Annotated in this window: 15 protein-coding genes and 1 tRNA gene; 5 read left to right on the top strand and 11 right to left on the bottom strand. The window is 32.1% G+C overall.

All coding sequences use genetic code 11. From position 1 onward, the window contains the following. The first annotated feature begins 1 nt into the window (after position 1). Positions 2-157 carry an RNA-protein complex protein Nop10 gene (locus DSQ20_RS00460; RefSeq protein ID WP_007549367.1) on the top strand — a complete coding sequence of 52 codons (156 nt, stop codon included), beginning with the start codon at positions 2-4 and terminating at the stop codon, positions 155-157. Between the two features lie 4 nt (positions 158-161). On the opposite strand, the gene DSQ20_RS00455 is transcribed toward DSQ20_RS00460, so the two are convergent. The 5 genes from DSQ20_RS00455 to DSQ20_RS00435 all read right to left on the bottom strand — a co-directional run bounded on the left by DSQ20_RS00455 (position 162) and on the right by DSQ20_RS00435 (position 4,945). Continuing rightward, the gene (locus tag DSQ20_RS00455) at positions 162-2,300 is read right to left on the bottom strand and encodes an STT3 domain-containing protein (protein WP_179365620.1); all 2,139 of its coding nucleotides are present in this window, start codon (positions 2,298-2,300) and stop codon (positions 162-164) included. Positions 2,301-2,400: 100 nt separating this feature from the next. Then, positions 2,401-2,853, bottom strand: coding sequence for a YbhB/YbcL family Raf kinase inhibitor-like protein (locus DSQ20_RS00450; protein WP_179365619.1), 453 nt, complete (start codon positions 2,851-2,853; stop codon positions 2,401-2,403). A 35-nt stretch (positions 2,854-2,888) separates the two neighbouring features. Then, the gene (locus tag DSQ20_RS00445) at positions 2,889-3,257 is read right to left on the bottom strand and encodes a PIN domain-containing protein (RefSeq protein WP_179365618.1); all 369 of its coding nucleotides are present in this window, start codon (positions 3,255-3,257) and stop codon (positions 2,889-2,891) included. Next, the gene (locus DSQ20_RS00440) at positions 3,250-4,512 is read right to left on the bottom strand and encodes a translation initiation factor IF-2 subunit gamma (protein ID WP_179365617.1); all 1,263 of its coding nucleotides are present in this window, start codon (positions 4,510-4,512) and stop codon (positions 3,250-3,252) included. Before DSQ20_RS00440 ends, DSQ20_RS00445 begins: the two co-directional genes overlap by 8 nt. 40 nt (positions 4,513-4,552) lie before the next feature. After that, entirely contained in the window at positions 4,553-4,945 is a 393-nt protein-coding gene (locus DSQ20_RS00435; RefSeq protein ID WP_179365616.1) for a S6e family ribosomal protein, read from the bottom strand. A gap of 74 nt (positions 4,946-5,019) precedes the next feature. Here DSQ20_RS00435 and DSQ20_RS10475 point away from each other — a divergent pair, with 74 nt between their 5' ends. Further along, positions 5,020-5,142, top strand: a complete 123-nt coding sequence (locus DSQ20_RS10475; protein ID WP_255458273.1) for a hypothetical protein — start codon at positions 5,020-5,022, stop codon at positions 5,140-5,142. On the opposite strand, the gene DSQ20_RS00430 is transcribed toward DSQ20_RS10475, so the two are convergent. Next, complete coding sequence (locus DSQ20_RS00430) at positions 5,143-5,316, bottom strand: zinc-domain-containing protein (RefSeq protein ID WP_179365615.1); 174 nt, start codon at positions 5,314-5,316, stop codon at positions 5,143-5,145. A 51-nt stretch (positions 5,317-5,367) separates the two neighbouring features. On the opposite strand from DSQ20_RS00430, the gene DSQ20_RS00425 reads away from it, so the two are divergent. Continuing rightward, positions 5,368-5,441: transfer RNA gene (locus DSQ20_RS00425), tRNA-Gly, on the top strand. A gap of 2 nt (positions 5,442-5,443) precedes the next feature. Here DSQ20_RS00425 and DSQ20_RS00420 read toward each other — a convergent pair. The 5 genes from DSQ20_RS00420 to DSQ20_RS00400 all read right to left on the bottom strand — a co-directional run bounded on the left by DSQ20_RS00420 (position 5,444) and on the right by DSQ20_RS00400 (position 12,129). Next, positions 5,444-6,403 carry a tetratricopeptide repeat protein gene (locus DSQ20_RS00420; protein WP_179365614.1) on the bottom strand — a complete coding sequence of 320 codons (960 nt, stop codon included), beginning with the start codon at positions 6,401-6,403 and terminating at the stop codon, positions 5,444-5,446. A 33-nt stretch (positions 6,404-6,436) separates the two neighbouring features. Further along, complete coding sequence (locus tag DSQ20_RS00415) at positions 6,437-6,979, bottom strand: type 1 glutamine amidotransferase (RefSeq protein ID WP_179365613.1); 543 nt, start codon at positions 6,977-6,979, stop codon at positions 6,437-6,439. A gap of 62 nt (positions 6,980-7,041) precedes the next feature. Continuing rightward, positions 7,042-9,891, bottom strand: coding sequence for a UPF0182 family protein (locus DSQ20_RS00410; RefSeq protein WP_179365612.1), 2,850 nt, complete (start codon positions 9,889-9,891; stop codon positions 7,042-7,044). Between the two features lie 88 nt (positions 9,892-9,979). Then, a complete protein-coding gene (locus DSQ20_RS00405; protein ID WP_179365611.1) occupies positions 9,980-11,101 on the bottom strand; it encodes a DNA primase small subunit domain-containing protein in 1,122 nt (373 codons plus the stop codon). Continuing rightward, the gene (locus tag DSQ20_RS00400; protein WP_179365610.1) at positions 11,101-12,129 is read right to left on the bottom strand and encodes a DNA primase; all 1,029 of its coding nucleotides are present in this window, start codon (positions 12,127-12,129) and stop codon (positions 11,101-11,103) included. The genes DSQ20_RS00405 and DSQ20_RS00400 overlap by 1 nt, the downstream gene beginning before the upstream one ends. An 85-nt stretch (positions 12,130-12,214) precedes the next feature. On the opposite strand from DSQ20_RS00400, the gene DSQ20_RS00395 reads away from it, so the two are divergent. Next, entirely contained in the window at positions 12,215-13,054 is an 840-nt protein-coding gene (locus DSQ20_RS00395) for a deoxyribonuclease IV (protein ID WP_179366277.1), read from the top strand. 31 nt (positions 13,055-13,085) lie between these two features. Beyond that, positions 13,086-14,543 carry a glycine--tRNA ligase gene (gene glyS / locus DSQ20_RS00390; protein WP_179365609.1) on the top strand — a complete coding sequence of 486 codons (1,458 nt, stop codon included), beginning with the start codon at positions 13,086-13,088 and terminating at the stop codon, positions 14,541-14,543. The last annotated feature ends 31 nt before the right edge of the window (positions 14,544-14,574 follow it).

The following is a 14,574-nucleotide window of genomic DNA, read 5'->3' as shown; positions in this document are numbered from 1 at the left end:
AATGAGATTTCAATTAAGAAAATGTTTAAAATGTAATCATTATTCACTTAAGGAAAAATGTCCCTTATGTAATGAAGAAACTATCTCAGCACATCCAGCTAAATTTTCACCAGATGACAAATACATGAGATATAGACTAGCTGAAAGATACAATTAAAAAATTAGTTAGTTGGGACATAATCTTTGTTTACTTGATAAATGAACACACCAATCATATGTTGACCTTTTTCTGCATCAAAGCTTGGGGATGTATGAACTAGTCTCAATGGACCGTCACTGTCAGAAGGATATTTGATGTCTTTTACATACACTGGTGTAAATCCTGGTTGGTATGTTGCAGATTGTTGATTTGTTTGGAAGTTGACATAAGCTAGTGGGGTAAATGGAAACATTTTGCCCAATAAAGTTTCATTCCAAAAATAATTAGTGCCACTCATGCCATCAGATTCTAAATATTTTGGTAGAGGCTCCTCAGCAATTCGTATGAACCATTGCTTTTTTGATTCATCTCCACCACCTTGTAATACATAAAGAGCCTGATCATCATTGTCAACTGCTAATCTCTGACCTGAAACAAAAACTACCACATAATCAGCTTGCATCTCTGTTAACATTTTCCATGCTTGATCTGGAGAACTCATTAACATTTTTGCAAGATTTTCTATAATTTGGGAATTTAATGTAGAATTGTCAGCTATTGAGGCTCGTTCACCCAGTGTAGATATCCAGTATCCATAATCCCACCAAGATGCAATTACAGCATCTTTAGGAGTGTTGTTTTTTATCCACTCCATAGATTCTGTCCAATCATTTGTGCTGACTGGATAAGCAGTACCACCATTAAGAATCGTAGGTGGGGATTTTGCTGCCGTAACCCAACTACCATTCTCAGGAAAAGAAATTGGGATAACTAGGAGAATTATAATTCCTACAAGAAATGAAGATTTTATAATTAGATTCTTAGATTTTTTCCTCTCTGTGTTGTTTAAAACATTTCTTACAAGTATTGACAATCCCACTGAAGATAATATTATCAAAGACATAGACGCAAATACTTCCAATCTTACAAATGCAGAACTAACGTAAATCCCAATTAATCCAAAGATTAATGAAAATAAAATTGCATCATTTTTAATAAAATTAGAATTTTTTTCTTTTTGATTTTTTATTATAAACCATATTCCTAATCCTGCAAATATCATTAGAATTGAATGAAAGAAAAATGACTGTGAAATTGTTGTACTAGCATGCTCTGCAACTGAATCTACTAGGGGAATTGAAGTGGTCAAAAAAGGATTAATTGCGTTTAGATATCTATAACTTGGAAGAGATAAAAATTCTGATTCTGCATTAATGATTAAAAAACTTGCACCAATTATCAGAATAGCAGCTAAAAACAATAAGCCATTTCTAGTTTTTTTGTTTTCATTGCTTTTACTTTGAATAAAAATACAAGCAACAATGAAGATTGTTGGAATTAATAATGAAGCTCCTCCCAATCCAAAAGTAAAACTCGAACTCAATCTTTCAAAACTTAGAGAAACTAAAAATACAGTTGTAGTGAAAAGAGGAATTGCCCACATGATAAATTTATGATCAGATCTTACAAAAGGTAACGTAAGAAAGAAAACGCCTATAGGAATTATAAAAAACTGGCTACCACCCCATGCAGAGATAGATAATGGTACAATAATTCCTGCAGCTATTAATTTTACAATTGCTATCTTTGTATTTTTAGAATTAAGACCGCTAAGCAAAAAATAAAGTGCCAAAATGCCTAAAAATAAGCCAAGAGGTTCAGATTTGAACCAACCAATTGTACCTCTTACTATCAGAGGTAACGATATGGAAAATAATAATGCAGAAAGCAATCCAGCAGTTGTTCCACCAATCACTCTGACTAGCGCAAAAATTACAATAGTACTAAGAGATCCAAAAACAACAGGAAAAAGAATTGTAAAATCATAAAGATCCATACCTCCACCAAAAATCCAATACGTGACAGCAGCAGTAACGTGAAGGACTACTTGGGAAGTTTGTGAAACATCTCTTCCGTGAGGATACCAACTAAGTTCATCGTTCCATTCAAAATATGCATTTATTCCATTATCAACAATATATTGTGTAGCTCTATAATTGAAAAAAGGATCAAATTCATTTAATTCCCAACCATAATCAGCTGCTTGTGATCTAACTAAAAAAGAAATAGAAAAAGACAACGATAGAATTCCTATAATCAAGAGATGATGTAATTTCAGATCAAATTTTCCTAATGAAACCAAAGTTACGTTTGAAATCAATTAGCTTTTCTCTCTAAACTTTGCTTATTACTCTTTGTATAAAAAGTAATTAAAATTATTCATGGATTTGAGATCAGATATATAAAATCAAGAAGAGGGTTTAAGGAGAGTATCTACCTGTCAGTTTAGCTTCTGCAAGAATATGATCTCTCATTGAGTTTTCTACATCTTTTTTTGATGTACCTTCCTTGAGATTCAAGTTTGTATCTAACGCATATAATTTGAAAATATAGGTGTGTTCTTTGTCAGGTGGAGCTGGTCCACCGTAACCTATTTCTCCAAAATCAGTTTTACCTTCAATTGCACCAACAGGAATTGAATTTTCTTTTATTTCTACAGTAGGTGCAATATTCCACACTACCCAATGTACCCAAATTTTTCCTACTGCGCCCATTGCGTCAGGATCATCCATTATTAGAACTAGCGACTTGGTATCTTTTGGGATTCCCTTGATTGTTAATGGTGGATTTATGTTGGTATTTTTATAGCCATATTTTTTTGGAATTTGTTCTCCATTTTTAAAAGCAGTACTTTCCAAAATTAAACTAGTCACATCAATGATAAATAAATTCTTCAAGTTAAATTTTGCTATGATTCTAGAATAATTTTATCATTTGATAAAGACATTATAGTTCCGCCATGTTTTTTGATTTGTTTTTTCAATTCTTTGTCCATGGTGCCAATAATGGAACCATTTTTTTTTACATAATCAATTAGTTCTTTATCTGCAAAATTTCCATTTAAAGGAAGTACTTTGAAATTTTTTATGAAATTTAGTGTTTGACTAATATCTTGTTGTTTTTTAGGATTTTTAATTAATCCAGAAAGTTCATTTTGAACAACTTGTGGGACAACAAAAATAATTTGTCCTATTTCAACATCAAGATTATCAATATTTTTGATTCTTCTAGTTGCTATATGAATTAAGAAATTGGTATCACAAATAACTTCAACCAAGTATTCCTGCACCAATTAATCTCCATCGGTCAGTAATTCTTCTACTAATGGCTACATTACCACCTTCAAATATGCAAGCTGGTCTTCGAAGTTCAACTTCTATACTATTTGATTTGATTTTAGAAACTTTACCGAGAATTGGAGCAGTGCCTATGTTTAATCGTAATAACTCTCCAACTTGAATTGGAAGTACTTTAGTATCTTCAGCTGCTCCAACTGCAGAATCAAATAAATTTACTTCAAGTTTTATTTGAGTTGAATTTTCTGGTAGGGTTCCAGGTTTTCCAATTACTGAACCTATAAAAGAATCACTTCTAGTCATTGCAGGATCTAGTTTTGTACCAATTGCGACCAAACCTCCTGGTTTTACAGAATCTACTATGCCAGCTGCTGTACCTAATGAAGTAATCTCTGTAAGTAGTGGCTCATATGATTTCTTTTTTTCATCCATTATCCCTGGCTTAATTTCAATTTCATCACCTACATTCAAAGTTCCCTGTGTTAAACTACCACCAATAACACCACCTTTGATATTTTTTAATTTAATTCCAGGTTTGTTGACATCAAAAGATCTCAATACATGCATTATCGGTTCTTTAGATTCATCTCTTTCTGGAGTTTTAATGGTTGATTCAATTGCACCAATTAACGCATCTATGTTAAGTCCTGATTGAGCAGATATTGGAATGATTGGTGCTTTTGCAGCATTTGTTCCTTTAACAAATTTTGTAATATCTTGTTGATTAGCAATGGCTTCTTCATATGAAATTAAATCTACTTTATTTTGCACAATTACAATTTGTTGTATTCCAAGTGTTTGAAGTGCCAAAAGATGTTCTTTGGTTTGTGGTTTAGGTACTGGTTCATTAGAAGCCACTAGCAATAATGCGCCATCCATTAAAGCTGAACCTGAAAGCATGTTTGCCATAAGACTTTCGTGTCCTGGACTATCTACAAAACTAACAACTCGGGATAATTCACTTTCTTTTCCACAGTTTTTACATTTTGGAGTTGTAGAGTATCCTAATGGTTCTTCACAACTTTTACATTTGTAAAATGCTGCATCCGAGTAACCTACACGTATAGTAATTCCCCTTTTTAGTTCTTGACTGTGAACACTTGTCCATGAACCTGTTAATGCTTGAATAAGTGTAGTTTTTCCATGATCAACGTGACCTGCAGTTCCAATATTTACACATGGTTGATGACCATATTTTTTTATGTACCAATCAGGAAGTGTTTCTCGCCAGTGCATCAATGAAAATGTAGATCCGGCATATGTTAAGCTATTCTTTTTATTTATTTTCTTGGGGTTCTGTTGCTACTTCAGCAGGAGTTTCTACTGGTAGTTCTCCATCAAATTTACAATTTATTTGATATATCTCTTCTGAAACAGTATTACCACGCATAAGTTTTCTTACTCTTTGACCTATTTCTGCTGCTTGTAATCCAACTCCCTTTGAAAGTAAAATGTATTTTCTTGCGGAACCATGAATATCATTTCTCATTGGTACTCCAGATTTATCACTGCCTCCAGTAAGTTTTAGTTTCCCTTGCAATCCTACAATGGATGCATCTGTTTCATTACCTAGTTGCAAACCAAGTAATTTGTTTGCATCACTGTCTTTCAACTCTTTAGTAATGGATTTTCCTTTTACATCAGATACTGTAAGCTTGAAGTTTGTCAATTATTCCAAAAAAAAGTTGAACGACTAATTAACCTTTGGACATTATTTTTAAATCAAGATTACTTAGCATACGCATGGATGAAGAAATTAGGTGTCCTAGATGTGATAACAAGATGGTAGATTTGCAAGCATGCCATATGTTTTGTCCAAAGTGTGGAGCACATTTGGATTGTTCAGATAAAGGAAATTTTTGGTAGTTAAAGCCCAGGTCTTTTTGGTATGTAATCATATGACATGTTAATTGCTTGATCTTTCATTATCTCAAGATACGTATCATAATCTGCTTCAAAATTACAATGTGGGCATTTTACTATAGTAATTTCATCATTTAAAATTGCTACTTTCTCACATTCTGGGCAACGTGCATCCATGATATTGTTTTACAATCAAGATATTTAATCATAATTAATTAATTTTAGTAAGCGGAGTTAGTCTAGCTCGGTATGACGTCAGCTTCCCAAGCTGAAGGTCGCGGGTTCAAATCCCGCACTCCGCATATCATAATTCTCTTATAGCTTGCTCGATAATCCCACGATCTTTAGCCTTTGGAAAAAGTTTCAAATAATTTTTTAGATCATTTTTTGCATCAGAATTCTTTTTTTGTTTTTCTTTGAGATAAGCTCTGTTTTTGTAAATTTTTGCTGATCTTTTAGGATTGATTTCAATTGCTTTACTATACTGAATTTCAGCTTTTTCAAATTGATTGTTTTTAAGATAATAGTTGCCGAGTCCTACATATGCAAGATAAAACCGCTTGTTGAGAGCAATACATTTCTCATAATACTTTACACAATCATTAGAATTTTGTTCATTAAGTAAACTAGCTATCAAATATGATGCAGTTAAGTTATTTTCATCTAATTCAATTGCTTTTTTTAAAGATACCAAAGCTTCAGATGTATTTTTTTGTATGATTAATCTTTCAGAAATAAGACATAATCGATTTGAGATTTCGTTGGTATCATTTAGTTTTATAGAAGAAAAGACATCGGATGGTGCTAAAATAATTAACAATCGTCCATCTTCAGACCACTCTTTATCAAAAAGTTCTTGTGGAATAGCTCCCACTTGTTGTTCACCTTCATAATTTCCTTTTTGAACGTAATGAAGGATGGTTTTTTCATCATCATCGTATCCAGATATTACTGATGCATGTTGTGTAATTTCTGGAATTCCTGGCAGAATAACTATTGGTGGTATTCCTGATGCAATAATTGTCTTTAATTCAGATAAAGATGAATTAATAATTTTACACTTTAGTCCATGTCTTTCTGCAGATTCAATTCCTTCAATTAAGATACTTCCATTATAATTCGGATATTGTTTAGCAGATTCAATAGCTTCTGACATTGGAAGTGTAATATTCCAATATTTTGAAACTACATTTATTGGCAAAGGCAAGCAAATATTTTCTTCATCTACTAAAGGAAGTAAAAGTTGATGGTCATTAGTGTCCATACAATCAAAAAAGATTTGAGTTATTAAAAGCAATCAAAGAGAACAGAATTTTTGAATCAAATTTTGACCATCATTACTCATTTCAGGATGAAATTGAGTTCCAAAAATAGGTTTATTTTCATATTGAATAATTTCAAATTTACAGTTTTTAGATGAACCTATAACATGTAAAATCTGAGGTAGTTTAGAAATTTCAAACCCATGGCTTTCAAATGCTTCTAAATCATTTGTAACTAGTGGATTTTCTTTGCTAATACTAATTTTTTCCTTACCTTTTTGAGATATTGCGAGTTTTCTAATTGTTCCACCCAAAGTCAAAGCTAACATTTCTGCACCATAACAGATTCCTAATAATTTTTTATCATTTTGAATTGCATAATTAATAATTTTAGAATTAATTTGGTTTGTTATTTTTTCATTTTTTCTTCTTCCAGATAGAATAAATGAATTATAATTATCTAAAGATTTTAAATCTAACATTTCAGGTGTTTCAATTTTAAATAAAATATTTTTTTCAGTTAAAAAATCAATCAAAGTTTTTGTGTAAACAGACCCATTATCAATTATTAGTAGCATTAGTTGATAGAAAAGATGCAGGTAATTTAACGTTCTAAAATATTTTAAGCATAATTTAGAAGTTAATTTCCAATTTCAATTGAAATGTAATGCATTTCAGGAATATTGTCTTTTACTATTATTGTTCCAATATTGAGATTACTGTTTTCTTGCCACATGAATACTCTATCGGTTCTTGGTTTTACAAAATTATCTATGAATTTTTTCAAGAAATCTTGTGTATCAAGACGATCATTTTCAGTAAAGAAGAATATTTCTCCCTCTTTAAACGATAATGGAATCTGAATTGATGTTGGTTCAGAAATCTCAATTTTATTATCTGTAAATGACGATTTTATAATATTGATTCTATCTGTTTTTCCTAATTCAATGTAATCTACATTAACTGAAGTTGAAGAACCAGCTACGCCAGATACCTTTTTCAAATATGCTTCAAAGGCTTGTTCTTGAGTATCTCCCAAACCAACATAATATTCACCAGTAAAGGCTGCACCTACTGCTGCAATAGTACCAAGTTGTGCAACAACTCCACCAGAACCTGCAGTGTATACAGGTATAAAGTAAACATCATGTTGACCAACTCTATACAGGATATTATCTCCAATTCTAGGATTTCTTAAAAGAGTCTTTAGTTCTGCAAATGTAGGATCTTTATCTAATGCTTCTCTAACTGCAGTAGGACCAATCAATTTAGTAGTAGAATTTAATGGAACTTCATAGAATTGTAAATCTCCTAAATGATTAAGATCGTTTTCAACTATCATGTATCCTGCAAGATTTCTTCCTTGAGAACCTCTAAGTTCTAATGAAAGTAAACCAACGAATTCTGTTGTATCAAAACCTGGAGGTTTTGCTTCAACATAATATGCCTCTAGTCCTTGAGGAATTTCATAAAATTCATTTGCTTGAATAAATGTTTCAACATCATTTACATGATAAATGTTATACATCTCTGCTTTCCAATTAAAGAGTTCAACTGGATATCGTATTTGTTCCTCAAGCCAAGCAGGTATTGGTGTGAACTTGTCAGAGTATTGACTAACAAACATATCGGTAAAGAAATCATCGCCTGTTTTCATTAATTGAATATCACCGTCGTAAGTGTCTACTAGAGCAAATCCTACTAATCTCAAATATGGATTTCCAACAGACCATGGCACATCGTGAGTATCAAATCCAACTATCAAAGGAATCAGCCAATAGGAATTTGTGCCATCAGTTACTGGAATAGAATCTAGTTCTTTACCAAAAAGATCATACAGAAAATACGGATACAAAGTTTTCATTCTATCATGAACATCTTTGTATCGCATTACATGTACAGATTCGGCAGGAAATGAAAGCAAAAAGTTTGGCTCAAAAGTCCAGCTAAGTGGTGGAGATACATCTAATCCTCCTGCACCATTATAAGATACACCTCCAAGTTCTGCACTAGTAGTTCTAGAGTTTGGATATGCAGACCATGTTGTAGAAAAGAGACCACCTTCGCCGTAATAGATTTCTCGTTGTTTGAAAAATTTACTACTGTCTATAATTTGACCAGTTGTAGCCTCAAGCGTTAGGAATCCATTTGGAACGTGAGTGTATACAAGATGCTCGTTATACCATGTGTTTGCAAGACTTACTGAAGATGGCAAGACTGGTTTCATAGAAGCAGTCCAGTATAATGTACCATTAAAGCGAAGAATATCATTATCCTCAAAATCCACGTAAGGGATTAATCCAATTTCTGGTTTTAGTTTAGCAAAAGCTGCTTCCCAGTCCCATACTCTAACAACATTAAGCACATCTTTATTTTGATTAACATAATTTTTGATATTATTTGGTGATACAGATTGTAATTTTACATCGTGAGTGTTTTCTTTGATGTCATCTAGTTGGCCAATGTGTCTATTGAGACTAATTTGTTGAGCAGTGTATGGTCCCAAATATTCAATTTTTTTTGCATCAGCAATACTATTGTTAACAGAGACTAGTCCCCCAACAATTACTGCAATTGCAAGAATTGTTAAAATTCTAATATAAACATCTCTCTTAAACATATGAGTAAGAACACGAGCCCGAATTCTATCTACAAGTGCAAATGCTAAAAGAGCAAAACCAATTACAAGTGTTCCACCAATCACATATCTAGTATTGTAATCAATTTGATCAGTGAAAAAGAGATTGAATCCTAACCAAACTATTCCCACGCCAATTATAGTTTCTACTGTTGAAACATAATTGAGATATCTTGGTTTTCCGCTTTGTGAATCTTGAAGATACGATGTAATGACATTAATAATTTTATGAACACCAACATACAAAACCAATCGAAGACCAATTGCTGCAAGAATTGGAGGTAAAAGAAGTACAAGAGATGGAATCATTGGAACAACTTGCTCAACTGAATAACTACCGTCAGTTGGTGTAACGAATGGTAAAGAGAAGATATTAGTTATATTTTCAATACCAAGATTATTCCCATCAATAAAAGATATAGCTGCAAATCCAAACATAATATTGACAAAAAATGCTCCGAAAAGCAAAATCTTGGTAATCTGCCAAATTATAAATTGTAATGGGCTAAGCTTGTAGGCTTTAAAGCTTGTAATATTATTTGAGAGTGGTTGCTGAGTGCCTCTTCCTATAAAGCCAATTGCTGTGTGAAGCCCATACCAAAAGATAGATGATCTACCAATGATGTTTACTCGTACCAGAGCAATAGCTGAAAGAATAATGGTTGAGACAAGGGAATAATACAATGGTTTGGAAAACTGATCCCCAAATTCAGTAAAATTCATTGACAAAATTACTGCCTGATTTCCAGCAACTGCAATTATTACAATTGCAATTATTGCAACTATAATTAATCGGACAAGTTTACCTGCATCAGGAGGCGGAACTTGCTTATCAGTGGAGGCGCTATACAAAATCAACGTTACTTGCGGCTTGGTAAATTAATGTCTTACCAGTAAATTTCAGAATTTAATCAGGAATTTCTCGGTTAAGAGGTTTAAGTTAAGAGATTGTTGCTAGTTTTTTGCAAATCATATATACTGCAGCAAATGTCGGAACAGATACTTTTTCATTAAAATATGGACCAAACTTTGTGTTTTTTAGATTAAATCTAATCGGACAGTTAGCTATTACTTCAACTAATTTTTCATTGAGAAACGAGGCTTCAAGATATGGATCAAACTTTGTAAGATCAGTACAGAAAACTTTGGTTAGACCACTTTTACTATTTAATGAACCAGGAAGTCTGAAAATTCTATGAATATCCATTGTAACATTAGGATCTATTTTTGCACCAATTTTATCAGAAAGATCATCCAAAGTTTTTTGAAAAGAAGAATATCCATTTACAATTAATTCGGTGATTATTTTTGAACGCTTTGATTTTGTACCATACACTTCTTTAGAAAATCTTCCTCTCCATCCCTTTTCATCAAAATCTGGAAATGTTGAACGATTTGGCTTAATTTTTTTCATTCCAAATGTTTCTGGAATTGCCCCATGAAACATTATGTAATCTGTTAATTCTGATCTTTCTTTAGAACCTAATTGTTGAAATTGTGAATTATATACATACACATGAAATCCTTCATTACCAGAAAAATACACATGAATATTATTTTGAGGAATACTAAAATCTTCAATAAGAATACTTGATAGTTTTGATACTTCATTTTTTGAAGCATTTATACAATTTTTACAAGGAAGAGATTTTTTCTCTAGTTTTATAGAATTACATTTACTACAACTATTCATATTAGTAGATATTTCATTGCACTCATTACATTTAGAAATTGTATGATTTTTTCTGCATTCTAGATTAAGATCTTTAGCATCAATATCAAAAATTAGATCGGCTTCTTTCCAGTCTTTTTCATTCATAGGTAAATTTGGAAATGAATAACATGCATTAGAACAATATACATCAGACGGAGTGTTTTTCATCAACAGTAGATGTAATTCTTTATCATCTTTGATTGAGATATGTCTAGTCATACCAGAATTAAATTTTTGGAATCCAAATTCCCTCTCTGAGGTTCTGTTTGGAACACGAATAAGATCAAAATGATCAAAATAATATTTTTTAAAAGTATCCTCTAGAAATTTTATGTCATTTTCTTGCATTAGATTCTCTTTTTTCCAAATTGGATTGGGTTTATGATATTATCACATTCTGGTATTGCAAAGCATAAATTTTGTGTTTTAAGTTTTTCACATGAAGGACAAGAATAATGAGTTCCACTTCCTGAAGTTCCAGCAAGATGATTTAATTGATAAAGAGTTACTCTTTGATTATAATCCGGTGCATTTTTGAATAATGGTGCAATTTCTTCAACTGATTGTCCTTTTGATAAGAGAAACGTAGCAAGCATAAATCTACCAGAGTGAGGTAAATTTTCTCCTTTTTCAAGAACTTCAATTGCATGTTTTATGCATGGTGGATATTCTCCAGTAGTTGTAGTGTAAGAAGGAGTAAGTTTTTTACAAATTGAAATTAATTCATTTACCATATTTTCAAATCCAGGAATCATGGGAGGTGTTGGAGCATTGTTAATTTTAGAGCCAATATAGGTTCCTAGTTCTTTTCGAATTAATCTAACTGTTTTTTCTGGAGTAAGTAACACTTTGCCATCCTTGACATATCTATTGATTAATTTCCATTCTCGCTCATGGAAACTTATAGAGTGTTTTAGATAATCAGCTACTGGTATTTCAAAGAAATCATCTCGTTTTATTACTTCAATACCAAATAAATCATGAATTATTTTTATTGCTAAATCAATTTTAGATTTTTCAGAGGCTTTTCCTAGATCTCTTTCAAGATGTTGTTCTGCTCGCCTGGCTTCTGCTAATGCAAATCTTTTGGTTAGAGTATGCATACCAGTTAATTTAATCAAAACTATTGCTAAAAGAAATGAAAAAACTTCAATCTCAAGAACATATGATTTTGATGCTTGACCATCAATAAGTTCAGATTTGTAAATTCCACCTTCAGTAGAAACTTTAAGCCTATGAAATGCTTTTTCAACAGATGGTTTTAGATCAGGATCTGTTCCAAATTTAACTAGAGGAAAACCTTTGTCCTTTAGATATTGACCGGCATCGGCCATAAAGGGATACTTTGCATATTCATCAGCCCCAAGTTCAAGCATAAAAGTAATTTACCGAGTTTACTTAAAAATCTGATTTTTGAATTTGAACGGTGGTTTAAATTATGTTTTAAGAAAAATGTCAATTATGCAGATCGGATGTCATGTTTCAATATCTGGATCAATTGACAAAGCAGTAGATAATGCAGTAGAGAGAGAATGTTCCGCTTTTCAGATATTTACTAGAAATCCTAGAGGATGGCATGCAAAAGATCTTTCAAATGATGACATTACTAATTTCAAAGAGAAATTAAAATCAAGTAAGATAGATAGACTTGCAACATGTGCTCATATGCCATATTTACCAAATTTATCTACGCCAAAAGTAGACGGTTTTGAAAAATCTGTAAATACACTAGTTAATGAAATTGAGAGATGTGGAAAACTTGGCATTCCATATTTAGTTACACATCTAGGTAGTCATCTAGGAACAGGAGAAGAAGCTGGAATAAAGCAACTTGTTAAGGGTCTAAACAAGGCAGGACAAACAAAAAACGATGTGATGATTTTACTTGAGAACACCGCAGGGCAAAAAAATTCTGTTGGTGCAAACTTTGAACAATTAGCAGAGATATTTAATCAATTAAAGCCATCAAAAAAGTTTGGTGTTTGTTTGGATACATGTCATGCATTTGTTTCAGGATATGATCTAAGAACAGAAAAATCAGTCAAAGAAACGTTAAAGAAATTTGATGACATAGTAGGATTTGAGAATTTGAAGATTCTACACCTTAATGACGCCAAGGGTGAGATTGGCTGTAACCTCGATAGACATTATCACATAGGATTGGGAAATATTGGAGAGAAAGGATTAGCCGAAGTAATAAAAACTGCCAACAAGAAAAAAATTCCAATAATTTTGGAAACTCCTATTGATGATATAAGAGATGATTTTGAAAATATAAGAAAGGTCAAGGAGTTGGCGTAGAAATTTATTCAGTTATTGGTGATATGATACAATGAATTACGAAGATGTCATGAAATTAGCACTTGAGCGTGGATTTTACTTTCCAAGTTGTGAGATTTATGCAGATGCACAGGCAGGGTTTTGGGAATATGGTCCTTCTGGCGTAAGTCTGAAAAACAAATTTCTTGAATTATGGCGAAGAGAATTGATAAGAAGAGATGGAATGATGGAAATTGATGGCTCACAGATAATGTCAAAATCTGTTTTTGAGGCGTCAGGTCATTTGGGAAACTTTGCAGATCCGATAATAAAATGCATAAAATGTAAATCAACTTTTAGAGCAGACAGAACTATTTCTGAAATATCAAAGATCGAAATTCCTGAAAGTGCGGATTTGATAGAATTTGATAATGCAGTTTCACAAAACAACATCAAATGTCCAAAATGTAAGGGGGATTTTGAAAAAACAAGAAAATTCAATATGATGTTTAAAGTAGGAATTGGACCTGAAGAAGAGGAAGCGTATCTTAGACCAGAAACATGTCAATCAATCTTTGTTGATTTTCCAAGACTCTTTAAGACAATGAGGGGAAAATTGCCATTAGGAATAGCTCAGGTAGGAAAAAGTTTTAGAAATGAAATAGCACCAAGACAAAGTCTACTTCGTTTAAGAGAATTCTATCAGGCAGAAATCGAAGTATTTTGTAATCCAACAAAATTAGATGAGATGGATAAATTTTCTGAGATTCAAAATACAATAATTAGAATTCAAACAGATGCTGAACCAGTATCAATGACATGCAGAGAAGCTGTAGAATCTAAAGTAATACCTAACAAGTTTGTGGCATATTATCTTGGGATATTGACTGAATTTTATGAGAAAACTGGCATTGATGTAACAAAAAGTAGATTTAGAAAACTTGGAGATAAAGAAAAAGCATTCTATGCTGAGGTTGCATTTGACTTTGAAGTTGAAACAACAATAGGATGGCTTGAATTAGTTGCATGTAATTATAGATCAGATTATGATCTTTCAAGCCACGCAAAGAAAAGCAATGAGAAATTTGAGGTCATGGACAATGATGAAAAAGTATTACCACATATCTTTGAGATTTCAATGGGAATTGACAGAAGTCTTTACACAATTTTAGAGCATAGTTTGAAAGATGATAAAGAAAATGAGAGAATAGTTTTAGCTCTAAAACCATATTTGTCACCTATTCATGTTGGAGTTTTGTCCTTGATAAAAAAAGATGGACTAAAAGAAAAGACTGATGAGATTTATCTACAAATTAAAAGAAAATATGATGCATTTTTGGATCATTCAGGAGCAATCGGAAGAAGATATAGAAGATTAGATGAAATTGGTTCTCCATTTGCTATAACTGTAGATTATCAAACTCTAGAAGATCAAACTGTCACCATACGTAAAAGAGATTCCATGGAACAAAGTAGAATAAAAATTTCAGACTTGCAATCAATAATTGCAGAATCAATTGCATATCCTTAATTTTTAAAATACATTAAATTATTTAATATTA

The sequence above is a fragment of the Nitrosarchaeum sp. AC2 genome, assembly GCF_013407385.1.
Lineage (GTDB): Archaea > Thermoproteota > Nitrososphaeria > Nitrososphaerales > Nitrosopumilaceae > Nitrosarchaeum > Nitrosarchaeum koreense.
The sequence above is the reverse complement of the archived record's forward strand: the minus strand, read 5'-3'. Positions and strand labels throughout refer to the sequence as shown.